This window comes from Cellulomonas sp. KH9, from assembly GCF_900114185.1.
In the GTDB taxonomy this organism is placed as follows: domain Bacteria; phylum Actinomycetota; class Actinomycetes; order Actinomycetales; family Cellulomonadaceae; genus Cellulomonas.
Map to the genome: position 1 here is coordinate 1,265,676 of NZ_FOSE01000001.1, position 26,397 is coordinate 1,292,072.

Here is a 26,397-nt window from a genome sequence, read left to right on the forward strand (position 1 = left end):
CGCGCCCCTGCACGAGGGTTTCACTGGTCCCCACGTGCGCGACGGAGGGCAGGTGGTCGGGACCGTGGGTGTCGGCAGACGGACGCCGGTGCTGTCGTTGCGCCAGGTGTCCAAGCGGTTCGGCGCGGTCGAGGCGCTGGTGGACGTGGACCTCACCGTGCACCCGCACGAGGTCGTCGCGCTGGTGGGTGACAACGGTGCCGGCAAGTCCACGCTCGCCAAGGTGGTGTCCGGCGTGATCCAGCCCGACGCGGGCCTGATCGAGATGGACGGGGAGCCGACGACGATCGGCTCGCCGTCCGACGCGCACCAGGCAGGTGTCGCCACGGTCTTCCAGGACTACGCGCTGTGCGAGAACCTCGACGTCACGGCCAACCTCTTCCTGGGCCGTGAGCTGCGCGAGCGCTCGCTCATGCGCGACGGCGAGATGGAGCGCGTCGCCCGCGGCATCCTGCGGGACCTGACCAGCCGCATCCCGTCCGTGCGCACCCCGATCGGCCACCTGTCCGCGGGGCAGCGGCAGACCGTCGCGATCGCCCGCACCCTCATCGGGTCGCCCCGGCTGGTGATCCTCGACGAGCCGACCGCGGCGCTGTCCGTCGCGCACACGGCCGAGGTGCTCACCCACATCCAGCGGCTGCGTGAGCTGGGCCTGGGCGTCGTGCTCATCAGCCACAACCTCAACGACGTGCGCGCGGTCTCCGACCGCATCGAGGTGCTGCGCCACGGCCGCAACAACGGGTCGTTCGACGCCCGCTCGGTCACCCAGGAGGAGCTGCTCGCGGCGATCACCGGTGCCACGCAGGTGTCCCGGGCGCACCCGCTCGACGCGCTGCGCTGACGGCACCGTGCGCTGACGAGGGGCCGCCCTGGCGGGTGCGGGCGGCGCCGCGCCCGCCCGCACCCCGCGGCGCTCAGCCGGCCGACGCGCTGCGCAGGCCCAGGCCGCCCAGGACGAAACCCGTCCCGATGCCGACGAGGGCGAGGGCGACGCCGAAGGCGATGACCGACGTGATGAGCGAGGCGCGCAGGAACGTGCCGGTCGCGACGGCCTGCCGCTGCGGGTCCTCGCGGTCCATCTCGGCGTAGGTCTGCCCGCCGGTCATCTCCTCCAGGTCGGTCCGGATGACCTCGGCCTGGGCCCACGCGGTCCAGGGCGACACCACGGGTGACCCTGCGAACGCCGCGGCGTTGTCGGAGACGACGACCTCCTCCTGCGCCAGGCCCTGGGCGATGCCGCCCCAGGTGGCGGCGCCGGCGAGGGCCATGACGACGCCGAGGGCGGTGAGGAGCGTGCCCAGCAGGCGGGTGCGACGGGCGGCGCGGGGTGCGGGTGCCGTGGTGGTGGCGGTGGGTGCGACGTCGGCGGACATGGGACTCCCCTTCGATCGGTAGCGCCGGCGCCGCGTGGCGCCGGTGCCCCCACCGTGGTGGATGAAATCTCAAGGAGATATGAGACGAAACGATTTGCGAGTCCGGTCCTGCGTGCCGCGGGCCCCGGACCGGAGCCCGGGACCCGCGGGGAAGGGTGCGCGCGTCAGGCGACCGCGCAGGTCACGCCGTTGAGGGTGAACGCCGTCGGTGCCGTGTTGGTACCGGTGTGCGACCCGTTGAACCCGATCTGCACGGAGCCGCCGGGCGGCAGCGAGCCGTTCCAGGGCGCGTTGGTCGCCGTGACCTGGCTCCCCGTCTGGGAGACCGTGCTGCTCCACGCCTGCGTCACCTGCTGCCCCGAGGGGAACGACCACCGCAGCGTCCAGCCGTCGACCGGTGTGCTCGACGTGTTGCGCACCGTGAGGTTCGCCGTGAAGCCGGTGTTCCACTGGTTGACCGCGTACGTCACGGCGCACCCGCCCACGGCCGGGGTGGGGCCGGGCGTCGGCGTCGTGCCGGGCGTGGGCGTCGTGCCGGGCGTCGGCGTGACGGTCGGGCTCGGCGTGACGGTCGGCGTGGGGGTCACGCTCGGGGTGGGCGTCGCACTGGGCGTCGGCGTCGGTGCCGCCTGGTCCAGCCCGAAGAACGCGACCGCCGCGGCCGCGTCGACGGGCAGGTTGTGCGACGTGCCCTGCAACCGGTTGGTCTCGAGAGGGGCCTGCGTGCCGGTGCCGCCGTAGCGCGCGCGGGTGCGGTCGGAGCCGATGGTCTCGGTGGACGCGGGCGTGGCGCTCACGCCCAGCACGTTCGTCCACTGCTTCACGGCCTCGGTGAAGTTCTGGAAGCTCAGGGTCTCGTCGTTCGTGCCGTGCCAGAGCTGCACACGCGGGCGCGTGCCCGTGTACCCCGGGTAGGTCGCACGTGCGAGGTCGCCCCACTGCTGGGCGGTGAGGATCCGCCGGCCCTGCGCGCAGTCGCTGTTCCACCCGGCCTGCGCGCTCGTGCCCGGGGCGGAGCCGCCGGTCGAGAAGCACGTCGCGGGGACCCCGGCGAACGCCGAGCCCGCCGCGAAGACGTCGGGGTACTCGGCGAGCAGCAGCTGGGTGGTCATGGCGCCGGAGGAGACGCCGGTGACGAAGACGCGCGACGTGTCGGTGGTGTAGCGCTGCTGCACGTACCGCACCATCTGCACGATGCTCTGCGGGTCGCTGCCGCCGTCGCGCGTCATGGCCGCGGTCGACGACACGTCGAAGCAGCTCCCGGGCCGGTTGGTGCTCGGGTAGACCGCGATGAACCCGTGCTGGGAGGCCAGCTCGTCGAACTGGGAGCCGTTGTACATGGCCTGCGCGCTGCCCGTGCAGTAGTGCACGACGACGAGCACCCCGGGGTTCGCCGCGAGGCGGTCGGGGACGAACAGGCTCATCCGCAGCCCGCCGGGGTTGCTGCCGAACCCGGACACCTCGACCAGCGAGGCGGCCTGCGCGGGCGGGGCCGTCGCGAGCTGCGCCGCACCGGTCAGCGCGAGCGCGAGCGCGGTGCCCAGCAGCCCGGCGCGCACGGCGGTGCGACGCCCCGCGCCGCTGCGGAGTGTTCTCATCGTGTCCTCCTGGCCCGGCCGGGCGCGGCGGTGCGCGCGGCGGCGTCGACGCGGCCCGGCGAACGGTTGCCGGAGCCGTCCAGCCGAGCATGTCCCCGCCCCGGGGGCTGCGCACGCCCCGAAACGCTTCGCAGGTGCCGTCCCTCCCGGTCGCGACCAGGGGGCGGTCGTCCGGCCCGCGGCGTGCGCGGCCCGGCCCCGCCGGCCGCGTCAGCGGAAGACGATGGTCCGGTTGCCGTCCAGCAGCACGCGGTGCTCGGCGTGCCAGCGCACGGCCCGCGCCAGCGCGCGACGCTCGACGTCCTGACCCAGCGCCACCAGGTGCTCCACCGCGTGGGTGTGGTCGACGCGCTCGACGTCCTGCTCGATGATCGGCCCCTCGTCGAGGTCCCCGGTCACGTAGTGGGCGGTCGCCCCGATGAGCTTGACGCCCCGCTGGTGCGCCTGGGCGTACGGGCGCGCGCCCTTGAATGACGGCAGGAAGGAGTGGTGGATGTTGATGACGCGGCCCTGCAGGCGGCGGCACAGGTCGTCGGAGAGGATCTGCATGTACCGCGCCAGCACGACGAGCTCGACGTCGAGCTCCTCGACGAGCGCGAGCAGCCGCTCCTCGGCGGCGGCCTTGGTCGCCGCGGTCACCGGGACGTGGTGGAACGGGATGCCGTAGAAGTCGGCCATCGGCCGCAGCACGTCGTGGTTCGAGACGACCGCCACGAGGTCGACGGGCAGGCCCTCCGAGCGCTGACGGAACGCCAGGTCGTTGAGGCAGTGCGCGGTCGTCGACACCATGACCAGCGTCCGGACCGGGCGCCCGGCGACGTCCAGCTGCCACGCCATCTCGAACCGTGCGGCGAGCCGCGTCAGGTCGGCCCGCAGCTGGGCGACCGGCACGTCGGTCGTCACCTGGACCCGCATGAAGAACAGCCCCGACAGCGGGTCGCCGAACTGCTGCGACTCGGTGATGTTGCCCCCGTGCTCGGCGAGCAGGCCGGCGACGGCCGCGACGATCCCGGGGCGGTCGGGGCACGACAGGGTCAGGACGAGGTGCGTCGGGTCGACGGGCGAAGTGGAGGACACGAGGTCCGAGAGTAGTGCGCGGACGTCGAGGGCTGACACCATGGCGCCATGACCGCCCTCGACATCCGCCCCGTCACCGTGGACGACGCGGGTGAGCTGCTCACGCTGCGCCGCGCTGCCTTCGTCACCGAGGCGCAGCAGTACGGCGACCCGAACATCCCGCCGCTGACGCAGACCCTCACCGAGCTCGAGGAGGACCTGCGCGCGGAGCACGTCATCACGCTCGGTGGGTGGCTGGGTCATCGGCTCGTCGGGTCGATCCGGGTCCTCGTCGAGGGGTCCAAGGCCACGCTCGGCCGGTTCGCGGTCGCCCCGGACCTGCAGGGCAAGGGCATCGGCACCGAGCTGCTCACCGCGATCCTGCCGATCCTGCCCGACGGCATCGAGGAGGTCTGGGTCTTCACCGGCCGCGACTCGCTGCAGAACATCGCGCTGTACAACAAGGCCGGGTACGAGCACCAGCACGACCAGACGGCCGGCGACCTCACGTACGCGTACCTGCGCAAGCTCCTCGGCGAGGGCGAGCCCGTCGAGGCCTGAGCCGCACGCGCCGCCCTCCGACGCCCCGCGACGCACCCGTCGCGGGGCGTCGTGCGTGACGGACGGTGCCGACGTCAGGTGCCGGGCGGCTCAGCGGCCGACCGCCGCGAGCCGCGCGGCGGGCCGCTCCGGGTCGGAGGCGTGACCCGGAGCCGGGCGCCGACGTGGCAGCCGCGCCTGCACCGCGGGCTGCCCCACGAGGACCGCGGCGAGCACGGCCGCGACGCCGAGCGTCTGCAGCCCGGTGAGGCGCTCGCCGCCGAGCGTGAGCCCGACGACGACACCGGTGACGGGGTTGAGCAGCCCGACGAGCCCCACGGCGCTCGCGGGCAGGTGCCGCAGGGCGGTGAACCACGCGACGTAGGCCAGCGCCGTGGCGACGAGCGACAGGAACGCCAGCCCGAGCCAGCCGCGTCCGTCGAGCGCCGGGGGAGCGCCCTCGGCCACGACGGCGACGGGCACCAGCAGCAGCCCGCCGGCCACCAGCTGCCAGGACGTCGTCGTCAGCACGTCGACGTCGTCCTTCCACCGCGTGGCCAGGACGAACCCGACGGACGACATGAGCATCGCGGTGGCGCCGGCGAGCACGCCGAGCGGGTCGACCGCGACGCTCCCGGTGACGAGCATCGCGACGACGCCCGTGAACCCGAGGCCGGCCCCGGCGAGCGACGCGGCCCGGTGCCTCTGGCCGAGCAGCGGCCAGGCGACGAGCGCGAGGGCGAACGGTGACACGGCCATCACCGTGGAGGCCACGGACGTGGGCAGGCGCTGGGCCGCGACGTACACGAGCACGAAGAACGCGCTCATGTTCAGCGCCCCGAGGACGAGCGACCGCCACCACCAGGTGCCGTGCGGTGCGCGGCGGGCGAGGGCGAGCAGGACCAGCCCGGCGGGCAGCGCGCGCAGCACCGAGCCCCACAACGGGTGGGTCGCGGGCAGGGTGTGCGCCGTGACGAAGTAGGCCGCGCCCCAGGTGACGGGTGCGACGGCGGCGAGCAGCGACCAGCGCCAGGTAGTTTCCACGGAAGACAAAATATCTGACGAGGAAGATATATTCCTGCCGTGCCTCCCTCCGACACCTCCCGGACCGCCCCGCGGCCGGACCGCCTCGACCTCGTCGGCGACGCCTGGCGGCGTGAGCGTCCGGACCTGGACGTGCGGCCGCAGCAGGTGATCGGCCGACTGCACCGCGTCGCGAACCACCTGACGGACGAGCTCGTGAACGTCTACGAGCAGCACGGGCTCACCGAGGGCGAGTTCGACGTGCTGGCGACCCTGCGGCGCATCGGCCCCCCGTACGAGCGGTCGCCGGGCGACCTGGTCGCGCACACGCTCGTGACCAGCGGCGGCATGTCCAAGCGCCTCGACCGCCTGGAGCGTGCCGGCCTGGTGACCCGCCGCGTGAGCGACGCCGACGCGCGCGCCCGCGTCGTCGCGCTCACCGAGCGCGGCCGCGACGTGATCGACGCCGCGTTCACCGACCACATGGTCAACGAGCGGCGTCTGCTCGACGCGCTCGACCCCGCCGACGTCGACGCCCTCGAGCGCATCCTGCGCACCTGGCTCCGTGCGCTGGAGGAGCCGCCTGCCACGGCCTGAGCGTGCGCCACGGAATGCCCGGGTCCTGGCCGCCCGGCGGTTGCTAGGCTGTGTGCGTCGCGACTGGCGCAGCAGGTGGGTCACCACCGGGGAGCGACGCAGCAGCTGGACCAACGGGTCGGACGCCTGGGCCCTCGGTCGCCCACCCGACGTGTGCGGTGCGCCGGACGCCGCCCGCACAGCTGACTGCGACAGGAGTCCCTGCATGAGCGAGAACGTGCTCGACCAGAACATCTCCGAGCTCGACCCCGAGATCGCCGCCGTCCTCGACGGTGAGCTGGCCCGCCAGCAGAGCACCCTCGAGATGATCGCCTCCGAGAACTTCGTGCCCCGGGCCGTCCTGCAGGCGCAGGGCTCGGTGCTCACCAACAAGTACGCCGAGGGCTACCCGGGCCGCCGCTACTACGGCGGCTGCGAGCAGGTCGACATCGCCGAGACCATCGCGATCGACCGTGCCAAGGCCCTGTTCGGCGCGGAGCACGCCAACGTCCAGCCGCACTCCGGCGCCACGGCCAACGCCGCCGTGCTGCACGCGCTCATCAGCGCCGGCGACAAGATCCTCGGCCTCGACCTGGCGCACGGCGGCCACCTCACGCACGGCATGCGCATCAACTTCTCCGGCAAGCTCTACGACGTCGCCGCGTACGGCGTCGACCCGCAGACCTTCCGGGTCGACCCCGAGGCCGTGCGCAAGGCCGCCCTGCAGCACCGGCCCGACGTGATCATCGGCGGCTGGTCGGCGTACCCGCGCCACCTGGACTTCGCCGCGTTCCGCGAGATCGCCGACGAGGTCGGCGCCAAGCTCTGGGTCGACATGGCGCACTTCGCCGGCCTGGTCGCCGCGGACCTGCACCCGTCGCCCGTCCCGTACGCGGACGTCGTGTCGTCCACCGTGCACAAGACCATCGGCGGCCCGCGCTCCGGCTTCATCCTCAGCAAGGGCGAGTACGCCAAGAAGATCGACTCCGCCGTGTTCCCGGGTCAGCAGGGCGGCCCGCTCATGCACGTCATCGCCGCCAAGGCCGTGGCGTTCAAGGTCGCCGGCACCGAGGAGTTCCGGGCGCGCCAGCAGCGCACCATCGACGGCGCCCGCATCATCGCCGACCGCCTCACCGCGCCGGACGTGGCCGCGGCCGGCGTCTCGGTGCTCACCGGGGGCACGGACGTGCACCTCGTGCTCGTCGACCTGCGCCACTCGACGCTCGACGGCCAGCAGGCCGAGGACCTCCTGCACTCGGCCGGTGTGACGGTCAACCGCAACGCCGTGCCGTTCGACCCGCGCCCCCCGCGCGTCACGTCGGGCCTGCGCATCGGCACGCCCGCGCTGGCGACGCGGGGCTTCGGCGACGCGGAGTTCACCGAGGTCGCCGACATCATCGCCACGGCGCTGGTGGAGGGCACGTCGGCCGACGTCGAGGCGCTGGCCGCCCGGGTGCGCAAGCTCACCGAGGCGTTCCCGCTGTACCCCGGCCTGCAGCAGTACTGAGCGGAGGCGCACCCATGACCGCTCAGCCGCTGGACGGCAAGGCCACCGCGGCCGAGATCAAGGCCGAGCTCACCACGCGCGTCGCGGCGCTCGCCGCGCGCGGCGTGGTGCCCGGCCTCGGCACGCTGCTCGTCGGTGACGACCCCGCCTCGCGCTGGTACGTCAACGGCAAGCACAAGGACTGCGCCGAGGTCGGCATCTCCTCGCTCCGTGAGGAGCTGCCCGCCGACGCGTCGCAGGCCGACATCGAGGCCGCCGTGCAGCGGCTCAACGACGACCCGGCGTGCACCGGGTACATCGTGCAGCTGCCGCTGCCGAAGGGCATCGACACCAACCGCGTGCTCGAGCTCGTCGACCCGGAGAAGGACGCCGACGGTCTGCACCCGATGAACCTCGGGCGCCTCGTGCTGCGGATCAGCGAGGAGATCACCTCGCCGCTGCCGTGCACGCCCGCCGGCATCGTCGAGCTGCTCGAGCGGCACGACGTCCCGCTGCGCGGGGCGGACGTGGTCGTCGTGGGCCGCGGCGTGACGGTGGGACGGTCGATCGGTCTGCTGCTCACGCGCCGTGCCGTCAACGCCACGGTGACCCTCACCCACACCGGCACCGAGGACCTGGCGGAGCACACGCGCAACGCCGACGTCGTCATCGCCGCGGCGGGCGTGCCGAGCATCATCACCTCGGAGATCGTCAAGCCGGGTGCGGTCGTCGTGGACGTCGGCGTCTCGCGGGTCGAGGACCCGGAGACCGGCCGGAGCCGGATCGTCGGTGACGTCCACCCGAACGTCTGGGACGTGGCGTCCTGGGTCTCGCCCAACCCCGGCGGGGTCGGGCCGATGACCCGCGCGATGCTGCTGGCGAACGTCGTCGCCACGGCGGAGCGCCAGGCGGGCTGAGGCCGCCGTCGCACGTCCACGGGCCCGGGTCGCACGTCGACCCGGGCCCGTCGGCGTCGTGGGGGGACCGGCGTTCGCCGACGCGGGACGCAGCCGGCAGGTGCCGGGCGATGAGTCGGTGGGTCGGCACCGGTCCGTACGGGGGTCGCGCCGACGAGAGGAGCCCGTCATGGGCATGGTCCGGTCCCACCTGTGGTTCGCCGAGCGGGGTCACGAGGCCGCGCAGTTCTACGTCTCCGTGGTGCCGAGGTCGCGGATCACCCGTGTCCAGCGCGCCCCGGCCGGCGTCCCCGACGTCGCCGAGGGGGAGCCGTTCGTCGTCGAGCTCGAGATGGACGGGCACGCCGTGACGATCCTCACGGCCGGTCCGCAGTTCACACCCGACGAGGCGTTCTCGTTCGTCCTGGGCGTGGACACCCAGGAGGAGGTCGACCACTACTGGGACGCGCTCGTGGCCGGCGGCGGGGTGCACAGCCAGTGCGGCTGGCTCAAGGACCGGTACGGGGTGTCCTGGCAGGTCGTGCCCACGGCGCTCGACGAGATCATGTCGCGGCCCGATGCCGCGGGCGTGGCGCGGGCCACCCAGGCGATGCTGGGGATGCAGAAGCTCGAGATCGCGCCGCTGGAGGCCGCCTACGCGCGGGGGTGACGAGCGCGACGTCGCGCGAGCGACGGTGATGTCGGCGGGGTGGGGCAGGATGGCCGCGTGCTCCGCGTCGCCACCGTCAACGTCAACGGCATCCGGGCCGCCTTCCGCCGCGGCATGGGGGAGTGGCTCGACGTCCGCAAGCCCGACGTCCTGCTGCTGCAGGAGGTGCGCGGCTCGGACGAGATCCTCGCCGACCACCTGCCGCCCGGTGAGTGGCACCTGGCGCACGAGGCCGGGCACGCCAAGGGACGCGCCGGGGTGGCGATCGCCTCGCGCCTGCCCATGAGGGCGGTGCGCATCGGCCTCGGGACGGGGGTCACCGGCGACGCCGGGCGGTGGGTCGAGGCCGACCTCGAGGTGCCGGCCGAGGGGGAGCGCCCCGCGCGGACGCTCACGGTGGCGTCCGCCTACCTGCACTCCGCCACGGCCGGCGCGCCGTCGATGGACGAGAAGCACGCGTTCCTCGCGCACGTCACCGCGCGGCTCGAGGCGCTGGTGGCCGCCGAGGGGCTCGCGGTGGTCGCGGGCGACCTCAACATCGCCCACCGCGAGGTCGACATCAAGAACTGGAAGGGCAACCTGAAGAAGGCCGGGTTCCTGCCCGAGGAGCGGGCGTACCTGGACCGGTGGTTCGACGGGCTCGGCTGGCGGGACCTGGGCCGCGACCTCGGTGGTCCCGGGCCGGGCCCCTACACGTGGTGGTCCTGGCGGGGTCAGGCGTTCGACAACGACGCGGGGTGGCGCATCGACTACCAGCTGGCGACGCCCGCGCTCGCCCGGGCCGCCCGCACCGCCGTGGTCGACCGGGCGGAGACGTACGCCGCCCGGTTCAGCGACCACGCCCCGGTGGTCGTGGAGTACGACCTCTGACGACGGCGCCGTGACGGCGGTGTCGGGCGCGCGGACCGGGCCGTGCGCCTGGGGTCAGACGCCCCCGCGCAGGGCCGAGATCGGCTCGATCGAGGCCGCCTTCATCGACGGGTAGAGCCCGGCCAGCAGGCCGATCAGCCCACCGGACAGCGCCGCCACGGCGACCATCCGCAGGTCCAGGATCGGCGTCCACCGGGACGCGGCCGACACGGCGGTGACGACGGCGACGCCGAGGGCCGCGCCGACCAGGCCGCCGAGCATGCCCACGACCACGGACTCGACCATGAACTGCGCGGCGATCTGGCGCCGGGTCGCGCCGAGCGCGCGGCGCAGGCCGATCTCGCCGACGCGCTCCAGCACCGACAGCAGCGTCACGTTCGCGATCCCGACCCCGCCGATCAGCAGCGCGACACCGCCCAGCGCCAGGAAGATCGCGCTGATGTCGGCCTGCACGCTGCGCTGCACGGCCGAGCCCCCGGTCGGCACGCCCACCTTCACCTTCTCGGGTGCGTCAGGGCTGAGTGCGGTCGGCAGCTGCGAGCCGACGAGCGGTCCGGCCCCCACCTGCAGGTGCAGGTGGAGCTCCTGCGGCACGGTCAGGCCCAGGTCGGCACGCGCGGTCCCGTTCGGCAGGATCACCGCCGACAGCAGGTCGGTGCGCCGCACGACGTCGTCGACGACGCCGATCACCTGGTACGCGCGCTCGCCGATGAAGATCGACGGCTGCCGGTCGACCCGCACGACGCCGAGCCGGTCGGCGGCGTCCGCCCCGAGCACCACGACACGGTCGCCCCGCTGGTCGTGGCCGGCGTCGAAGTAGCGGCCCTGCACCACGCGCCCGTCGAGGGCGGCCAGCGCGCCGGCGCTCGTCGCCATCACGGGCGTGCTCGCCGTCCGGGACGCGGACGGGTCGTGGACCGGGACGGTCGTGACCTCCAGCCCCTCGGCCTCGATCTCGGACACCAGGCCCGCGGCCTCGACACCGTTGAGGCGCTCGGCCCGCTCGGGCGCGTCCCACGGCAGCGTGCCGAGCGCGAGCTCGTCGCCGCCGAGACTGCTGGTCGCGGCCTCCGCCGCCCCCTGCGTGGCGGCGACCGCGTCGAACTGCTTGTTGATCTGCCCTGCCGCGGTCTGCGCCAGCCCCACCGTCACCACGACGGAGGCGATGCCCAGCACGGTGCCGAGGATCGTCAGCATCAGCCGGCCCGGTCGCGCACCGATCCCGGCGGCGGCCTCCGCGAGCAGGTCGCCCGCACCGAACCGGTCGCCGCGCGGCACCCGCTGCGCCACGGCGGTCACGCGAGCTCCCGCAGGTGGCCGTCGGTGATCCGCACCCGGCGCTGGGCCCGCGCCGAGACGTCGTCCTCGTGCGTGATGACCAGGAGCGTGAGGCCGTCGGCGTGCAGCTCGTCGAAGAGCTCGAGCACGGCGGCCGAGCTCTCGGAGTCGAGGTTGCCGGTCGGCTCGTCCGCCAGCAGGACGCGCGGCTGCGACACGACGGCCCGGGCGACGGCCGTGCGCTGACGCTCGCCGCCGGACAGGACGGTGGGGCGGAAGTCCAGCCGGTGGGTCAGCCCGACCCGGTCCAGCGCCTCGGCCGCCCGGTCCCGCCGCTCGGTGCGGGGGACACCGCTGTAGATGGTCGCGAGCAGCACGTTCTCCAGCACGGTGCGGTGCGGCAGCAGGTGGAACGCCTGGAAGACGAACCCGATGTGCTGGGCCCGCACGGCGGCCCGCTCCCGCTCCCCGGCCTGCGCCGTGGGGATCCCGTCGACCAGGTACTCGCCGCTCGACGGCCGGTCCAGCAGCCCGAGCAGGTTGAGCAGCGTCGACTTGCCGGAACCCGACGGGCCGACCACCGAGAGGTACTCCCCGGCGCGGACCTGCAGGTCGGCCGGGTGCAGCGCGTTCACCGGCGGGTCGCCGGGGAACTGCCGGGCGGCGCCCCGCAGCTCCACGACCGGGGGCACCACGTCGGTCGCGTCGTCGGCGCCGAGGAGGTCGAGCACGGTCACGCGTCCTCCTCGGCGTCCGGCTCCGACCCGCCGGCCGGTGTGCCGTCGTCGGACGGTCCCTGCTGCGGGGAGATGCCGACGGCGACCAGGTCACCGGCCTCGATCGGCTCCTGCGACGTCGTGATCTCGACGTAGCCCGACGCGGCCAGGCCGGTCGTGACCTCGACGAGCCGGCTCCCGCCGTCCTCCACGAGCTCCAGCCGGCTCTCGCCACCGGGGCCCGCGGTGAGCGCCGCCAGCGGTACGGCCAGCACCTCGCCCTCGGTCGAGCTGACGGGGATCCGCACCCGCACGTTGGTGCCCTGGACGGCAGCGAGCTGCTCGGGCGTCAGCTCCCCGACGCGCAGGACGACCCGGCGGCGCTCGCCGGTCGGCGCGGTGCCCCCGCCCGTCGACTCCTCCTCGGCCGCGCCGGCCTCCGGGGCGGTGACCTCCGCGACGGTGACGGGCACGTCGGTGCCGTCGACGGTGACCGTGCCCACCGTGCCCGGCACCAGCAGCTCGGCGTCCGCGCGCGAGGCCGACGCGGTGATCTGGACCGTCGCCCCCGACAGGCTCATGAACTCGCCCTGGACGATCCCGCCCCGCTCCACCTCGACGGCGTCGACGCGACGCGGCAGCGACGGCAGGTACACGACCTCGGTCGCGGGCAGCGGGGTCATGGCGTCGGCCTGGGCCTTCGTCAGGGCCTGGCGCGCGGCGGTCAGCGTGTCCCGCGCGGCGCGCACCGCCTCGCGCTCCGCCGTGGTGTCCGGCCCCACGTCCGCGGCGGCGCGCGCGGCTCGCGCGGTCGCCAGGGCCGCGTCGGCCTCCACCCGCGCTGGCGGGGAGCAGTCGACGACGCTCTCGGCGCCCTCCGTCGGTGGGGCCGCGCACTGCTGGGTGAGGTACGCCAGACGCGCCTCCGCGACCTGCACCTCCCCGTCGAGCGCCGCCACCGGCGTGCCCGCCGCTGCCCGCCCGGCGGCCGACAGCCCCGCCTCCGCGGCGCGGACCGACGCCTGCGCACCGGTGACGGCCTCCTGCGCGGCCTCCACCGACTGCTGGACCTCCGCGCTGCCGGTGGGCGCCTCGTAGCCCACCTTCTGGTACAGCGCGCGCACGCCGGCCGCCGTCGCGGCGTCGTACGTCGCGTTGCCGGGGTCGCCGCCGTCGAGACCGACGGCGCGCAGCGCGTGCTTGAGCTGCTGGACGTCCGGCCCCGAGACGCCCGAGCGCAGTGTCCGGTACGTCGGCAGGTCCCCGGGCAGGACGATCACGGGCCGCCCGACGACCTCGAGCGCGACCGAGGCCGCCTCGACGGTGGCGCCGACCTCCTTGACCTGCCCGGTCACGACCGCCGGTCCGCCGAGGTCGCCGGTCTCCATGGCGAGGTCGACCGGGTCGTCGTACCCGACGTCACCCCGCAGCAGCACCTCGTTGGCGATGACCCGGCTCTCGACCGGCACCGTGATGGGGCCGGCGGTGGGGGCCGCGGCGTTCGCCGCGGCCTGGCCCGGTGACACGATCAGCCGGGACAGCAGCAGCCCGAGGGCGAGGCAGACGACGGCGACGACCGCCATGACGACGATGGTGCGCCGCCCGCCGGAGACGTGCGTGGAGACCCTGCTCATGACGTGACCCCCCGTGGCGGTGCGGCCGTCACTCGCTCGGGGTGCTGCCACCCGTGGCGGCCTCGAGCTCCGCGCCGTACTTGTCCCAGAGCCGCTCCTCGAGCTCCAGGTTCGCGACGTCGTAGGCCTTGTCGTAGCCCGTGGAGACGCGGCACTCGTAGTCCGCGGGCGCCAGGGTCAGCTCCTGCTCGCGCAGCTCGGCCTCGGCGGCGGGGTCGATCTCGTACGCCGCGGGGTCGATCTCGTCGGGGTCGGCGTCGGGGTCGTACGCCGGCAGGGCCTGGTACAGGGCGTCCCACTGGTCGTAGACGCTCTGCCGCGCCTCGTCGGGGCCGGCGAAGTCGAACCCGGCCTCGGCCATGCACGCGGACCACTTCTTCTCCGCCTCGGCGAGCTCCGGGTTCGCGTCCGCGAGACCCTCGTACTCGCGCTGCATCTCGTCCCAGAAGGACTCCAGCGCCGGGTTCGACCAGACGTCCTGGTCGTACACCTCGTGCTGGGCCTTGCCGTTGCAGCCCTGCTCCTCCCAGCCCGGCATGTTGGTGCCGTCCGGGTCCGCCGCGTAGTCGTAGTCCGCCATCGCCCCCATCAGCGCCTCGTAGTAGGCCGCCTGCTCGGTCTCGGACATCGCGGCCACGTAGTCGTCGTTGGGGTTGACCCACTCCTCGCCGCTGCCGTACAGCTCGTCGCTGAAGGTGACCCCGTACCCGTACTGCTCGGCGAACTCCTTCGTGTCCATCTCGGGAGCGTCCTCCGCCTCGCCCCCGGCCATCGGCTCGGCCGGCGTGTACTCGAAGCCTTGCTCGGCCATGCACGCCGCGACGATCTCCTCGGACTCCCGTTGCTGCCGCTCGAAGTCCTCGCCCTCGTACGAGCCGCCGATCTTCTCGAACCACGCGCCCAACGGTCCGGTCTCGGCGTCCGACGGGGCGTCGGACCCGCCCCCGCTGCAGCCGGCGAGGACGAGTGCCGCGACGGCGAGGCTGAGGACGGGGAGGCCGGGTGTGCGACGCATCGGCGTGCCTTTCTCGAGGATCGGTGACGAGAGTCAGGGCACTGTCGACGAGCGCCGCCGCCGACGATAGCCAGGCCCCGTGGCCGCCGGGTCGGGCGCGAGGATGACGCGAGGGCGACGCGGGGAGGACAACCCTCGAAAGGTTGGGCTACCCCGGTCTGATCCTGTGCGGGTCCTGTGATGCACCCCGGCCCGGCGGCCCGCGTCAGTACCGGATCGCGTCGATCACCTTGACGCGGACGGCCACCGTGGCGGGCAGGAGGCCCGCCAGCGCGCCGACGGCCGTCGCGCAGACCATCCCGACGGCCGCCGCCGACACCGGGAACGGGGGCATGTCCTGGATCCCGCCGCCGAAGAGGAAGTCGACCGGGATGTTCTTGACCACCGCGACCGCGAGCACGACGCCGACCACACCGGCCACGACGGTCGCGACGACCGACTCCATGAGGACACCGAAGAAGATCCGGCCCGAGGTCGCGCCGAACGACCGGCGGATCCCGATCTCGCGGATGCGGTGGCGCACGGTGACGAGGGCGATGTTGACCAGGCCCAGCCCGCCGAGGAACAGGGCGAAGGCGCCCACCCCGAGCGCCACCCACCGCGCCGCGCCGTCGAGGCCGGACGACCCCATGCTCCGGTTGTCGTTGATCTGGACCTCCCAGCCCGGCAGCGCCGCCACGACGTCGCGCTGCAGGCGCGGCGCCAGGTCGTCGGCCGCCTCGGGCGGCACCCACACCTTGAGCGACGGGACGGTCGGGCCCCACTCGGGATCGGCCGGCGTGTACCAGCGGGCGAGCTGGTCGTACAGGACGAACACCGACGGCCCCTCGCCCTGCCACATCCTCGGCGTGACCCCCACGATCGTGGCCCGCACCGGCGACGCGTCGCCGAGCAGGACCGTGGGGCGGCTCGCCAGCCCGGAGACCCCGAGGGACTCCAGGAACACCTCGTTGACGACGACGACGGGCGCGAACGTCTGGAGATCGGCGTCCGTGAACCAGCGGCCCTCGGTCACCCCGATGCGCTGCATGACGCCCAGGTCGGGGTCCACGGCGCGCGTCTCGGTGGGCCGCGTCCCGCCGGGGAAGCGGAACGGCACCTGCGTGTACATGTCCCGGCTGGCGTAGGTGATGCCGTAGCGCTCGAGCGCCGTCGCGTAGGTCGCGTCCAGCGCCGCCGTGTCCGCCTGCACGTCGGGGCTCGTGGCCCAGGCGTCGACGCTCAGCGTCACCTGGCGACCGTTGAACCGCTCGTCCTGCTCCGTGAACCCCTGCGCGAGCATCTCCACGGCCGCTGTGACGGCCGTGATGGCGGTGACGGCCGCGGCCACGCCGATCAGCGCGAGCAGGACGCGCATCTTGTGCAGCCGCAGCTCGTCCCAGGCCTCGACGACGGCGCCGACCAGCCCCGTCACGGCTGCACCTGCGCGGGGACGGACGGGCCGAGCTCGGGAACGCCGCGCACGGCGCCGGGCAGGCTCCGCGCACCGTGCACCGTGGGGACGTCACCGACCCACTCGTGGCCCGCTCCGCCCAGGTCGACGGGCACGAGCACCCCCTCGGTCAGCCGGTAGTGGCGCTGTGCCCGTGCGGCGACCGCGAGGTCGTGGGTGATGGTGACCAGCGCCGCGCCCGTCATCGACGCGATCTCGTCGAGCAGGCCCATGACCTCCTGGCCGGTCTCGACGTCCAGCGCACCGGTGGGCTCGTCCGCGAGGATCACCCGGGGTCCGCGGACCAGCGCCCGTGCGATGGCGACGCGCTGCTGCTCGCCGCCCGACAGCTTCTCCGGCATGGTGTCGAGCCGGTCGCCCAGCCCGACGCGGTCCAGCATCTGCGCCGCGAGCGTCTTGCGTCGCCAGAACTGCCCGCCCCGGGCGTACATCAGCGGGGCGGCGACGTTCTCCAGCGCCGTCCGACCGGCCAGCAGGTTGAACTGCTGGAACACGAACCCGAAGTCCTCACCCCGCCGGCGCGTGCGCTCGCGGGCGGACAGCCGGCCGATGGGCGTGCCCTCGAGCAGGTACTCACCGTCCGTCGGGGCGTCGAGCAGGCCGAGGATGTTCAGCAGGGTCGACTTGCCCGTGCCGGACCGACCCACCACGGCGACGTGCTCACCGGTGTCCACGCTCAGGGTCACGCCGCGCAGGATCTCCAGCAGCCGGTCGTCGGGCAGCCGGACGGACCGGGTGACCCCGCTCAGCTCCAGGAGGCTCATGCGCAGACCGCCGGGTCGTACTGCGACGGGTCGTCGCAGTCGATCTCGCCCTCGTCGGCCGGCACGGGCACGAACTGCATGACCAGGTCGCCGACCGCCAGGCCCTCGGTGATCTGCACGACCTGACCGTCCGTCAGGCCGAGCCCGACCTCGCGCTGCTCCGGCTCGGCGCCCTCGGACGCGACCACCCAGACGTTGCCGCGCTGCACGGTGCCCTGCACGGCGCTGACGGGGACGACGACGGCGTCCGCGGCCGTGCCGTTGACGATCTCGAGGTCCGCGCCCAGACCCGGGAACGCGGTGACGTCACCCGGCAGGGAGCACGCGACGGTCCCGGACGGGGTGGTCGTGCCCTCGGTCTCGGCGTCGTCCGGCGTCGCGGGCTGCGCCGCGGCCCCGATCCGCAGCCCGGTGCAGGTGAACGGGGCCGGGCCGCCCTTGAGCGTCACCTGCGCCTCGCCCGGTGCACCCACCAGCCGGTACTGCTGGTCGGGCGTGAGGACGCCCGAGACCGACAGCGTGCCGGGGGAGACCTGGCCGACGGTGTCGCCGACCGACAGGACCTGGTCCTTGAGGGTCGGCATCGTGAGCGTCCCGGTGACCGGCGCCTTGACCTGCTCGACGACCACCTTGGGCTTGCGCTCGGTGACGGTGGTCTCGCCCGTCGTGGGGTCGGTCCTGGTGAGCGGCTCCTGCGGCGTCTCCTGGCGGATCTCGAGGACGGGGGTGCCGGCCTCGACCTGCGCACCGTCGGCCACCAGCAGCTTGGAGACCACGCCGGCCAGCGTGGCCCGCACCGGCACGGCGGGGTCCGCGACGACCGAGCCGCGCACGGTCACCGCGTTGGTGATCGTCGCGGACGTGGCCTCGACCGTGGGCTCGACCACCTGCCCGGTCGGCTCGGCGCCCGAGGCCTCGGTGCTCATGTCGGCGCCCGCGAAGGCGATGCGGACCAGCGCGAGGGCGATGACGGCCCAGATGACGATGCGCAGGGCGGGAAAGACGTAGCGACGTACCACTGCGATGAGCTCCTCGCGTCGGTGCCGGCGACGGCACCACGGCTGCGGGACGTCTCGACCCTGGGGAGGCTAGCGAGCGGCCGGTGGAGGTCGCGTCAACCTGCGGGAGGACCTGGCAGGACGGTCCGACAGCCCGGTCTCATGCCGCGGGAGGACCCGCGACCGCGACCGCGAACGCCGGCGCGGCGAGGTCGCGCGCGTCGAACGCCGCCGCCACCGCCGCCGCGACCGCGTCCACGTCCGCGTCCCGGACCAGCGCGATCGCGGAGCCGCCGAACCCGCCGCCGGTCATCCGTGCACCGAGCGCGCCGGCGTCGAGGGCCGCCTCCACGGCGACGTCGAGCTCACGGCAGGAGACCTCGTAGTCGTCGCGCAGCGAGGCGTGCGAGGCGTCCATGAGCGGGCCGACGGCCGCCACGTCGCCCGCGTCGAGCGCCTCGACGAAGGCGCGGACGCGCGAGATCTCGGACGTGACGTGCCGGACGCGGCGCACGAGGACGTCACCGTCGGCGGCGGTGGCGAGAGCGGCCAGCGCGGCGTCGGTGCCCTCGGCGGCGTCGGCGACCTCGCGCAGCGACGCGACACCGAGCCGCCGTGCCGCGTCCTCGCACGCGGCGCGGCGCTGCGCGTACTCCCCGTCGACGTGCGAGTGCTCGGCACGGGTGTCGACCACCAGCAGCGCCAGGCCGTGCGCGGCCAGGTCGAAGGGCACGTGCCGCACACCGCCGTCGCGGCAGTCCAGCAGCAGCGCGTGCCCCGCGCGTGCCCGCAGCGACGCGGCCTGGTCCATGCCGCCCGTCGGTGCGCCCGCCATCTCGTTCTCGGCGCGCACGCACAGCTCGGCGACGCGGGCCCGGCCGGCGTCGTCCCGTGCGGCGCCGTCGGCGTCGACCCCGCCGGCCAGGCCGAGGTCGTGCACCGCGTCGAGCGCGACCGCGACCGACGCCTCGAGCGCCGCCGACGACGACAGACCCGCGCCGAACGGCACGCACGAGTCGATCGCGACGTCGAACCCCCCGACGTCGTGGCCCGCCTCGCGCAGGGCCCACGCCACGCCCACGACGTAGGCCGCCCAGCCGGTCACCGCGCCGGGCACGGCGTGCGCCAGGCGCACCTCGCGGGCCCCGGCCGGCTCCTGCGCCGACACCAGGCGCACGAGGTCGTCGTCGCGCCGGGCGACCGCGGCGTACGTGCGGTGCGGCAGTGCGACGGGCAGCGCGAGGCCGGCGTTGTAGTCCGTGTGCTCACCGATGAGGTTGACGCGGCCGGGGGCGGACCAGACGCCGTCGGGTGCGGACCCGAACGTCGCGGCGAACAGCGCACGGGCGCGCTCCTCGCCCGCGGGGCGGTCCCAGGCGGCCGTCCAGACGGGGGCGGTGTCGGTCATGGTGGCGTGCTCCGGGCTCGTGCGTGCGGGGGACGGGGGTGCCGCGGAGGCCGGGGGCGTCGCGGGCGTGCCCGCGGCCGACCGGCTCACGCCAGCTCCTGCAGACGGCGCGCGATGCGCTCGGGCGTGGTGTCGGAGATCCACGACGCCATCGCGGACTCCACCCCGGCCAGGTACTTGAGCTTGCCCGGCGCGCGCAGCACGGAGAAGACCTGCAGGTGCAGGCGGGACACGTCGCGCCCCTCGCGCACCGGGGCCTGGTGCCAGCCGCTGATGTAGGGCAGCGGGATCGCACCCCCGTCACCGTCGACGAAGAACTGGTCGAGCCGGCGCAGCAGGGTGAGGTAGGTGGTCGACAGGTCGGCCTTCTCGGCGTCGGTCAGCGCCGGCAGGTCCGGCACGTCGCGCCGCGGTGCGAGGTGCACCTCGACGGGCCACCGCGCGGCGTACGGGACGTACGCCACCCAGTGCTCGGACTCCAGCACCACCCGGCGGCCGTGGCGCAGCTCGGCGTCGAGGACGTCGCGCAGCAGCAGCCGACCCGTGGTCTCGTGGTGCGCCCGCGCCTGCCGCAGCATCGCCTGCGTCCGCGGGGTCACGTACGGGAACGCGTAGATCTGGCCGTGGGGGTGGTGCAGGGTGACGCCGATCTCCTTGCCGCGGTTCTCGAAGCAGAACACCTGCTCGACACCGGGCAGCGCGGACAGCTCGCGCGTGCGGTCGGTCCACGCCTCGACGACCGTGCGCATGCGCCGCGGCCCGACGGTGGCCAGGGACGCCGTCGGGTCCGACGAGAAGCAGATGACCTCGCAGCGGCCCACGCCCGCGCGGCGCTGCCACAGCGGCTCGCCGTCGACGAGCTCGGTGCCGGTGTCGACCCCGGGCACGGTCATGAGGGAGGGGAACCGGTTCTCGAACACGACGACGTCGTAGTCCGTGTCGGGGATCTCCCCGTCCTGGTAGGCCGCGCCGGGCCGCGCCGGGGCGAGGGGGTTCGCGTCCGCCGGGGGCAGGAAGGTGCGGTTCATGCGGTGCGCCGCCATGGGGATCCACTCGCCGGTGAGCGGGTCCAGGCGCAGCTCGGGGCCGGTGACGGGGTGCGCGACGCCGTCGGCGTCGACGACGGGGGCGTACCGGTCGGGCAGCGGGCGCGGGTCGTCGAGGCGCCGCGTGGCCGCGCCGGAGACGTACGGCTCGGAGTCGTCGAAGTAGATCAGCTCGCGGCCGTCGGCCAGCCGGGTGGCGGTGCGGCGCACGCGGGCGGTGACGTCGGGCTGCTGTTCGGTGCTCACGGCTGCTCTCCGGGGGGTGCGGGGGTGGCGGTCGGGTCGGCCAGCACGAGGCGGGCGACGGCGTCGGCCAGGTGGGCGCGTGCGTCGGGGGCGAGCCCGCTGTCGACGACCAGGGTGTCGATCTCGTCGAGGCCGCAGATGCGCGCCAGGCCGACCGTGCCCCACTTGGTGTGGTCGGCCAGGACGGTGGTCGCGGCGGCGCAGCGCACCAGGGCGCGGTCGGTGGCGGCCTCGGCGAGGTTGGGGGTCGTGGCGCCGTCGGCGTCGAGGCCGTGCACGCCGAGGAAGGCGCGGTCGACGCGCAGGTGGTGCAGGGTGGCGTCGGCGACGGGCCCGACGAGCGCGTCGGACGGGGTGCGGGTGCCGCCGGTGAGCACGACCTCGACGTCGGGGACGCCGTGCAGGGCGTCGGCGACGCGCAGCCCGTTGGTCACGACCGTGAGCGGGCGCAGCGCGGGGTCGGCCGCGATCAGGGTGGCGAGCAGCCAGGTCGTGGTACCGGCGGACAGCGCGAGCGACTGGCCCGGCTCGACGTCGGCGATCGCGGCCCGGGCGATCGCCGACTTCTCCGCCGAGGACCACGTGCGCTTCGCCTCGAAGCCCGGCTCGTCGGTCGACCGGGCGGGGGTGTCGGGGGCCACGGCGCCGCCGTGGACGCGCCGCACCAGGCCGTCGCGGGCGAGCTCGGCGATGTCGCGGCGGACCGTCATGTCGGAGACGTCCAGCGCGACCACCAGGTCGGAGACGCGGACGGCGCCGTGGACGCGGACCTCGTCGAGGATCCGCTCCCGCCGTTGGGTGGCCAGCATGGGAACAGTATCCATCACGACCGAACAGAAACCAACATCGCACAGCGGGTCCACCGGGCGGTACCGCCCCACGACGGCGACGGGGCGGACGCGGCGCCGTGGGCACCGCGCCCGCCCCGTCAGGTGCGGACGATCAGGTCGTCAGGAGGCCGAGCAGGCCACCGTCGGCCACGTCCAGTTGCCGCCGTGCTGCACCGTGAAGCCGAACGACACCGTCTGGCCGTTCGCCAGGGCGCCGCTGCCGCTCGGGCGCATCGTCATCACGTTGCCGCTGCTGTCCCACGTGGGGGAGCCGCTCCAGGTCGCGATGATGCGCTGCGGGGACCGGACCGTGACGGTCGAGGTCCAGCTGGTGATGTTGCCGTTGGCGCGGATGGTCACCGTGCCGTTGAACCGGTCGTTCCACTTCTGGCCCTCGGAGTACGTCGCCGTGCAGGTGCCGTTTCCGGTCGGGGGCGGGGTGGTCGGGGGCGGGGTCGTCGGGCCGGCCGTCGGCGTCGACGTCGGGGTGGACGTGGGCCCGGGGGTCACACCGGGGACCGGCTCGCCGCCGGCGTTGAGCGCGTTGAGCGAGCTGGTGTACGCGGCCTTCTTGTTGCCCGAGCCGTCGAACAGCAGCGGGGTGCCCGAGGCGCGCCACGAGTCCGTGTCACGCACGCCCCACACGGTGATGCCCGTGCAGCGCGGGACCGAGAGGCAGGCCTGGTGGACGCCCTGGAACTGCTGCGCCTGGGAGCTGCCCGAGCCCTCGATGTCCAGCTCGGTGATCTGCACGTCCACGCCGAGCGCGGCGAAGTTCCGCAGCGTCACGTCGTAGTTCGACGGCACCGGGTTGCCCGAGTTGAAGTGCGCCTGGAAGCCGACGCAGTCGATCGGGACGCCGCGCGCCTTGAAGTCCTTGACCATGTTGTACACGCCCTGGGTCTTGGCGTGCGACCAGTTGTCCGTGTTGTAGTCGTTGTAGCAGAGCTTGGCGCCGGGGTCGGCGGCCCGGGCGGCGCGGAACGCGGCCTCGATCCAGTCGCCGCCCGTGCGCTGCAGGTTGGAGTCGCGGCGGCCGCCGGAGTTGCCGTCGGCGAACGCCTCGTTCACGACGTCCCAGCTGTGGATCTTGCCGCGGTAGTACGTGGCGACCTGGGTGACGTGGTCGAGCATCGCGGTGCGGAGGCTGGGGCCCTCCATGGGCTTCATCCACTCGGGCTGCTGGGAGTGCCACGCGAGGGCGTGCCCACGGACCTGCTTGCCGTTCTGGCGGGCCCAGTTGACAATGCGGTCGCCCGAGGACCAGTTGAACTGGCCGCGGTTGGGCTGCATCGCGTCCATCTTCATCTCGTTCTCGGCGGTGATCATGTTGAACTCGCGGTTCGCGATGTTCGTGTAGGTCCCGTCGTTCAGCCGGCTGGCCGCGATCGCGGTGCCGTAGTAGCGCCCCGTCTCGGCAGCGGCCGCCTGGAGCGTGCTGCCCGCTGCGGCGGCAGGCACGGCCAGGGCCACGGCCAGGGTGGCCACGGCGACGGCGCTGACGGCGCTGGCGCGTCCGCGTCCACGCCGGTGACGTGTGATCGTCATCGATCCCTCCTCAGGGTGGTCTGCCGGCGAGAAGCCGGCAGCACACCGTCCTTCAGGGGAGGTTTAACGTCAATACTTTCGGAGCCGCAGCAGAGAGTTTCGACGCGTCCTAATCGTTTCACCACTCGCGGAGGCGATCGCGTCATCCCCTGTGGGCGGTTACGTTGGGAAAGTGACGTGACCTGCGTCACGTGCGCAGCGATCATGACCAGGTGCAACGCGCGACGACGCGCCGAAATTATCGGCGTGGACGGGCGAGGACTCAGCGCCCGACGGGCGACAGGTCCAGCGGGCGGCCCGCCAGGTTCCGCGGCCGGGACGCGAGGGTCCGGGCGACCGAGCGCAGCACCGCGGCGGCGGGGGAGTCCGGGGCCGTCAGGACCACCGGGGCACCACCGTCGCCGGCCTCCCGCAGCGCGACGTCCAGCGGCACCTGGCCCAGCAGCGGCACGGCCGCCCCGGTCAGCCGCGTGAGGTTGTCCGCCACCCGCTGACCGCCGCCGGCGCCGAAGAGCTCCAACCGGCTGCCGTCGGGCTGCTCGAGCCAGGACATGTTCTCGACCACGCCCACCACGCGCTGGCGGGTCTGCACGGCCACGGCACCGGCGCGCTCCGCCACCTCCGCCGCGGCGACCTGCGGCGTCGTCACGACCACCAGCTCGGACCCCGGCAGCAGCTGCGCCACGGAGATCGCGATGTCGCCCGTCCCGGGGGGCAGGTCCAGCAGCAGCACGTCCAGGTCGCCCCAGAAGACGTCCGCGAGGAACTGCTGCAGCGCCCGGTGCAGCATCGGCCCGCGCCAGACCACCGGCTGCCCGGCCGGCACGAACATGCCGATCGACACGACCTTGACGTCGTGCGCCACCGGCGGCAGCAGCATGTCGTCGACCTTCGTCGGCGGGCGGTCCACGCCGAGCATGCGCGGGATGGAGAAGCCGTAGATGTCGGCGTCGACGACGCCCACCCGCAGCCCGTCGGCCGCCATGGCCACCGCCAGGTTGGCCGTGACCGACGACTTGCCGACGCCGCCCTTGCCCGAGGCGACCGCGATGACCTTGGTCAACGACCCGGGCTGGGCGAAGGGGATCTGCGGCTCGGCGTCCGTGCCGCGCAGCATCGTGCGCAGGGCGGCACGCTGCTCGGCGGACATCACGCCCAGGTCGACGCGCACGCCGACCACGCCGTCCAGGGGGGCCACCGCAGCCGTCACGTCGCGCGTGAGCGTCTCCTTCAGGGGGCACCCGGGCGTCGTCAGGTCCAGGCCGACGACGACGAACGCGCCACCGTCGCGCGGTTCGACGTCCACCGAGCGCACCATCCCGAGGTCCGTGATCGGACGACGGATCTCGGGGTCCTGCACGCCGGCCAGGGCCGTGCGGACGGCGTCGACGAGCGGGTCGGCGGGCGCGGGGGTCTCAAGAGGCGGCACCCCACCATCGTAGGTCGCCCCCGCGTCGGCCCCGCGGGCCCGACGGCCCGCGATCAGCGGTCGGTGGCGCCGCGTCGTGCCTCGCCGTGCCGGCGGTCCTGGTGGTCGTCCGCGGCCTGCTCCGTCTGCAGGTCCTCCAGCAGGCCGCGCAGCTCGGAGCGGACGAAGTCGCGGGTCGCGACCTCCGACAGCGCGATCCGCAGCGACGCCATCTCACGGGCCAGGAACTCGGTGTCCGCGAGGTTGCGCTCGGCCCGCTGCCGGTCCTGCTCCGCCGCGACCCGGTCCCGGTCCGCCTGGCGGTTCTGCGCGAGCAGGATCAGCGGGGCCGCGTACGACGCCTGCAGCGACAGCATGAGCGTGAGGGCGGTGAAGCCGTTCTCCGCCTGGTCGAACCGCAGGTGCTCCGGGCCCCACGAGTTCCACGCCAGCCACACCACGCAGAACGCCGTCAGGTACAGGATGAACCGCGGGGTGCCGAGGAACCGCGCGATGGACTCCGAGACGCGCCCCGAGGCGTCCGCCTCGACCTGCCACCGGGGCAGCAGGGAGCGGCCGCGCACCCGCGGCTGGTCGAGACGCTCAGCCACGTCCCACCCTCCCGCCCTCCCGCGTCACCGGGGTGGGTCGCGTGGGCGGCCCGACGTGCACGTCGTCGGTCTCGCGCCAGTCGTCGGGCAGCAGGTGGTCCAGCACGTCGTCGACGGACACCGCGCCCAGCAGCCGACGCTGCTCGTCGACCACCGGCAGCGCCAGCAGGTTGTAGGTCGCCAGCTGGCGCGTCACGGTGAGCAGCGGCGCGTCCACCGCCACCGGCTCCAGGTCGGTGTCCACGATCTGCCCGATCGCCTCGTGCGGCGGCTCGCGCAGCATCCGCTGCAGGTGCACGACGCCGATGTAGCGGCCGGTCGGCGTCTCCAGCGGCGGGCGGGCGACGAAGACGAGCGACGCGAGGGCGGGGTTGAGGTCCTGACGCCGTACGTGGGCCAGCGCCGCGGCGATCGACGTCTCCGGCCCCAGGATCACCGGCTCGGTGGTCATCAGACCGCCCGCGGTGTTGTCCTCGTACGCCAGCAGGCGGCGCACGTCGTTGGCCTCGGCCGGCTCCATGAGCGCCAGCAGCTCGGCCGCCTGCTCGTGGGGCAGCTCGCCCAGCAGGTCGGCGGCGTCGTCGGGCTGCATCGCCTCGAGCACGTCGGCCGCGCGGCCGCGGTCCAGCCCGCCCAGGATCGCCACCTGGTCGTCCTCGGGCAGCTCCTCGAGCACGTCCGCCAGGCGCTCGTCGTCCAGCGCCGAGGCGACCTCCAGCCGGCGCCGCACGCCCATGTCGTGCAGCACGTCCGCCAGGTCGGCCGGCTTGAGGTCCTCGTACTGCGCGAGCAGCAGCTGGGCGCCCTGCGCCTCCGACGGGCGGCCGAGGCCCACGACGTCCTCGACCGGCAGCAGCATCGTCTCGCCGCGTCGGCGCAGCAGGCCGCCGCGCTGGTCGGTGCGCCGCACGAAGACCTTGGTGACCCACCAGTCGCCGTTGCGCTGCAGCTCCATCGCCACGTCCTCGACGCGCGCCGTGCCCGAGCCGTCCGCGAGCTCGACCGTGCGGTCCAGCAGCTCACCGACCACCAGCGTCTCGGACACGCGCTGCTCGAAGCGGCGCATGTTGACCAGCCCGGTGGAGATCACCTGGCCGGCGTCGACCGCCGTCACGCGCGTCAGCGGCAGGAAGACCCGGCGCCGGCCGGGGACCTCGACCACCAGGCCCACCGCGCGGGGTGCGCCCGTGAGGCGCACGAGCACGACGACGTCGCGCACCCGGCCGACCTCGTCGCCGATCGGGTCGAAGACGGCGGTGCCGGCGAGGCGCGCGACGAACACCCGGGCGCCGACGCTGCTCACGCCGGTCAGCCTAGACGCCGACCCTCCGTCCGGCCCGCCGCCGACCCGGCG

General features: G+C 74.2%; 25 protein-coding genes and 1 riboswitch. Of the genes, 7 read left to right on the plus strand and 18 right to left on the minus strand.

Annotation, left to right across the window (positions count from 1 at the left end):
* Nucleotides 1-52 precede the first annotated feature (52 nt).
* Nucleotides 53-841: an ATP-binding cassette domain-containing protein gene (locus BMZ16_RS05790; protein WP_255366374.1), complete on the plus strand. Its 789-nt coding sequence runs from the start codon at nucleotides 53-55 to the stop codon at nucleotides 839-841.
* Between the two features lie 73 nt (nucleotides 842-914).
* Here BMZ16_RS05790 and BMZ16_RS05795 read toward each other — a convergent pair whose 3' ends face one another.
* From BMZ16_RS05795 to purU, 3 genes are all read right to left on the minus strand, one after another.
* Complete coding sequence (locus tag BMZ16_RS05795; protein WP_089798552.1) at nucleotides 915-1,373, minus strand: aromatic ring-opening dioxygenase LigA; 459 nt, start codon at nucleotides 1,371-1,373, stop codon at nucleotides 915-917.
* Nucleotides 1,374-1,537: 164 nt separating this feature from the next.
* Nucleotides 1,538-2,971, minus strand: coding sequence for an extracellular catalytic domain type 1 short-chain-length polyhydroxyalkanoate depolymerase (locus BMZ16_RS05800; protein WP_089798553.1), 1,434 nt, complete (start codon nucleotides 2,969-2,971; stop codon nucleotides 1,538-1,540).
* A gap of 210 nt (nucleotides 2,972-3,181) precedes the next feature.
* Nucleotides 3,182-4,048: a formyltetrahydrofolate deformylase gene (gene purU / locus BMZ16_RS05805; protein ID WP_089798554.1), complete on the minus strand. Its 867-nt coding sequence runs from the start codon at nucleotides 4,046-4,048 to the stop codon at nucleotides 3,182-3,184.
* A 48-nt stretch (nucleotides 4,049-4,096) separates the two neighbouring features.
* On the opposite strand from purU, the gene BMZ16_RS05810 reads away from it, so the two are divergent.
* Nucleotides 4,097-4,588 carry a GNAT family N-acetyltransferase gene (locus BMZ16_RS05810; protein WP_089798555.1) on the plus strand — a complete coding sequence of 164 codons (492 nt, stop codon included), beginning with the start codon at nucleotides 4,097-4,099 and terminating at the stop codon, nucleotides 4,586-4,588.
* 90 nt (nucleotides 4,589-4,678) lie between these two features.
* Here the strand turns inward: BMZ16_RS05810 and BMZ16_RS05815 are convergent, their stop codons facing one another.
* Nucleotides 4,679-5,611: a DMT family transporter gene (locus BMZ16_RS05815; protein ID WP_089798556.1), complete on the minus strand. Its 933-nt coding sequence runs from the start codon at nucleotides 5,609-5,611 to the stop codon at nucleotides 4,679-4,681.
* Between the two features lie 39 nt (nucleotides 5,612-5,650).
* Here BMZ16_RS05815 and BMZ16_RS05820 point away from each other — a divergent pair, with 39 nt between their 5' ends.
* The 5 genes from BMZ16_RS05820 (at nucleotide 5,651) to BMZ16_RS05840 (ending at nucleotide 10,088) form a co-directional block, all read left to right on the plus strand.
* A complete protein-coding gene (locus BMZ16_RS05820) occupies nucleotides 5,651-6,187 on the plus strand; it encodes a MarR family winged helix-turn-helix transcriptional regulator (RefSeq protein ID WP_089798557.1) in 537 nt (178 codons plus the stop codon).
* A 49-nt stretch (nucleotides 6,188-6,236) separates the two neighbouring features.
* A riboswitch (ZMP/ZTP riboswitch) is annotated at nucleotides 6,237-6,326 on the plus strand.
* Between the two features lie 66 nt (nucleotides 6,327-6,392).
* Nucleotides 6,393-7,673 (plus strand): serine hydroxymethyltransferase, encoded by a 1,281-nt coding sequence (gene glyA, locus BMZ16_RS05825; protein ID WP_089798558.1) that lies wholly within the window; start codon nucleotides 6,393-6,395, stop codon nucleotides 7,671-7,673.
* A gap of 14 nt (nucleotides 7,674-7,687) precedes the next feature.
* Nucleotides 7,688-8,569, plus strand: coding sequence for a bifunctional methylenetetrahydrofolate dehydrogenase/methenyltetrahydrofolate cyclohydrolase (locus tag BMZ16_RS05830; RefSeq protein ID WP_089798559.1), 882 nt, complete (start codon nucleotides 7,688-7,690; stop codon nucleotides 8,567-8,569).
* Between the two features lie 169 nt (nucleotides 8,570-8,738).
* Nucleotides 8,739-9,218 carry a VOC family protein gene (locus tag BMZ16_RS05835; protein ID WP_089798560.1) on the plus strand — a complete coding sequence of 160 codons (480 nt, stop codon included), beginning with the start codon at nucleotides 8,739-8,741 and terminating at the stop codon, nucleotides 9,216-9,218.
* 57 nt (nucleotides 9,219-9,275) lie between these two features.
* Nucleotides 9,276-10,088, plus strand: a complete 813-nt coding sequence (locus BMZ16_RS05840; protein WP_177199597.1) for an exodeoxyribonuclease III — start codon at nucleotides 9,276-9,278, stop codon at nucleotides 10,086-10,088.
* Between the two features lie 54 nt (nucleotides 10,089-10,142).
* On the opposite strand, the gene BMZ16_RS05845 is transcribed toward BMZ16_RS05840, so the two are convergent.
* The 14 genes from BMZ16_RS05845 to BMZ16_RS05910 all read right to left on the minus strand — a co-directional run bounded on the left by BMZ16_RS05845 (nucleotide 10,143) and on the right by BMZ16_RS05910 (nucleotide 26,346).
* Complete coding sequence (locus BMZ16_RS05845) at nucleotides 10,143-11,387, minus strand: ABC transporter permease (RefSeq protein WP_089798562.1); 1,245 nt, start codon at nucleotides 11,385-11,387, stop codon at nucleotides 10,143-10,145.
* Nucleotides 11,384-12,103 (minus strand): ABC transporter ATP-binding protein, encoded by a 720-nt coding sequence (locus tag BMZ16_RS05850; RefSeq protein WP_089798563.1) that lies wholly within the window; start codon nucleotides 12,101-12,103, stop codon nucleotides 11,384-11,386. The genes BMZ16_RS05845 and BMZ16_RS05850 overlap by 4 nt, the downstream gene beginning before the upstream one ends.
* Entirely contained in the window at nucleotides 12,100-13,716 is a 1,617-nt protein-coding gene (locus BMZ16_RS19205) for a hypothetical protein (RefSeq protein ID WP_089798564.1), read from the minus strand. The genes BMZ16_RS05850 and BMZ16_RS19205 overlap by 4 nt, the downstream gene beginning before the upstream one ends.
* Before the next feature lie 28 nt (nucleotides 13,717-13,744).
* Complete coding sequence (locus BMZ16_RS05860; protein ID WP_089798565.1) at nucleotides 13,745-14,731, minus strand: hypothetical protein; 987 nt, start codon at nucleotides 14,729-14,731, stop codon at nucleotides 13,745-13,747.
* 205 nt (nucleotides 14,732-14,936) lie between these two features.
* The gene (locus BMZ16_RS05865) at nucleotides 14,937-16,145 is read right to left on the minus strand and encodes an ABC transporter permease (protein ID WP_089798566.1); all 1,209 of its coding nucleotides are present in this window, start codon (nucleotides 16,143-16,145) and stop codon (nucleotides 14,937-14,939) included.
* The gene (locus tag BMZ16_RS05870) at nucleotides 16,142-16,948 is read right to left on the minus strand and encodes an ABC transporter ATP-binding protein (RefSeq protein ID WP_089798567.1); all 807 of its coding nucleotides are present in this window, start codon (nucleotides 16,946-16,948) and stop codon (nucleotides 16,142-16,144) included. The genes BMZ16_RS05865 and BMZ16_RS05870 overlap by 4 nt, the downstream gene beginning before the upstream one ends.
* Complete coding sequence (locus tag BMZ16_RS05875) at nucleotides 16,945-17,967, minus strand: permuted SH3 domain-containing protein (protein WP_089798568.1); 1,023 nt, start codon at nucleotides 17,965-17,967, stop codon at nucleotides 16,945-16,947. Before BMZ16_RS05875 ends, BMZ16_RS05870 begins: the two co-directional genes overlap by 4 nt.
* Nucleotides 17,968-18,106: 139 nt before the next feature.
* Nucleotides 18,107-19,354 carry a galactokinase gene (gene galK, locus BMZ16_RS05880; RefSeq protein ID WP_089798762.1) on the minus strand — a complete coding sequence of 416 codons (1,248 nt, stop codon included), beginning with the start codon at nucleotides 19,352-19,354 and terminating at the stop codon, nucleotides 18,107-18,109.
* Nucleotides 19,355-19,440: 86 nt separating this feature from the next.
* A complete protein-coding gene (gene galT, locus BMZ16_RS05885) occupies nucleotides 19,441-20,646 on the minus strand; it encodes a galactose-1-phosphate uridylyltransferase (protein WP_218143313.1) in 1,206 nt (401 codons plus the stop codon).
* Nucleotides 20,643-21,455 carry a DeoR/GlpR family DNA-binding transcription regulator gene (locus tag BMZ16_RS05890; protein ID WP_089798569.1) on the minus strand — a complete coding sequence of 271 codons (813 nt, stop codon included), beginning with the start codon at nucleotides 21,453-21,455 and terminating at the stop codon, nucleotides 20,643-20,645. The genes galT and BMZ16_RS05890 overlap by 4 nt, the downstream gene beginning before the upstream one ends.
* Before the next feature lie 141 nt (nucleotides 21,456-21,596).
* The gene (locus tag BMZ16_RS05895) at nucleotides 21,597-23,024 is read right to left on the minus strand and encodes a glycoside hydrolase family 10 protein (RefSeq protein ID WP_089798570.1); all 1,428 of its coding nucleotides are present in this window, start codon (nucleotides 23,022-23,024) and stop codon (nucleotides 21,597-21,599) included.
* 262 nt (nucleotides 23,025-23,286) lie between these two features.
* Nucleotides 23,287-24,453 carry an Mrp/NBP35 family ATP-binding protein gene (locus BMZ16_RS05900; protein ID WP_089798571.1) on the minus strand — a complete coding sequence of 389 codons (1,167 nt, stop codon included), beginning with the start codon at nucleotides 24,451-24,453 and terminating at the stop codon, nucleotides 23,287-23,289.
* 53 nt (nucleotides 24,454-24,506) lie between these two features.
* A complete protein-coding gene (locus BMZ16_RS05905) occupies nucleotides 24,507-25,043 on the minus strand; it encodes a DUF1003 domain-containing protein (protein ID WP_089798572.1) in 537 nt (178 codons plus the stop codon).
* The gene (locus tag BMZ16_RS05910; RefSeq protein WP_089798573.1) at nucleotides 25,036-26,346 is read right to left on the minus strand and encodes a magnesium transporter MgtE N-terminal domain-containing protein; all 1,311 of its coding nucleotides are present in this window, start codon (nucleotides 26,344-26,346) and stop codon (nucleotides 25,036-25,038) included. Before BMZ16_RS05910 ends, BMZ16_RS05905 begins: the two co-directional genes overlap by 8 nt.
* Between the last annotated feature and the right edge of the window lie 51 nt (nucleotides 26,347-26,397).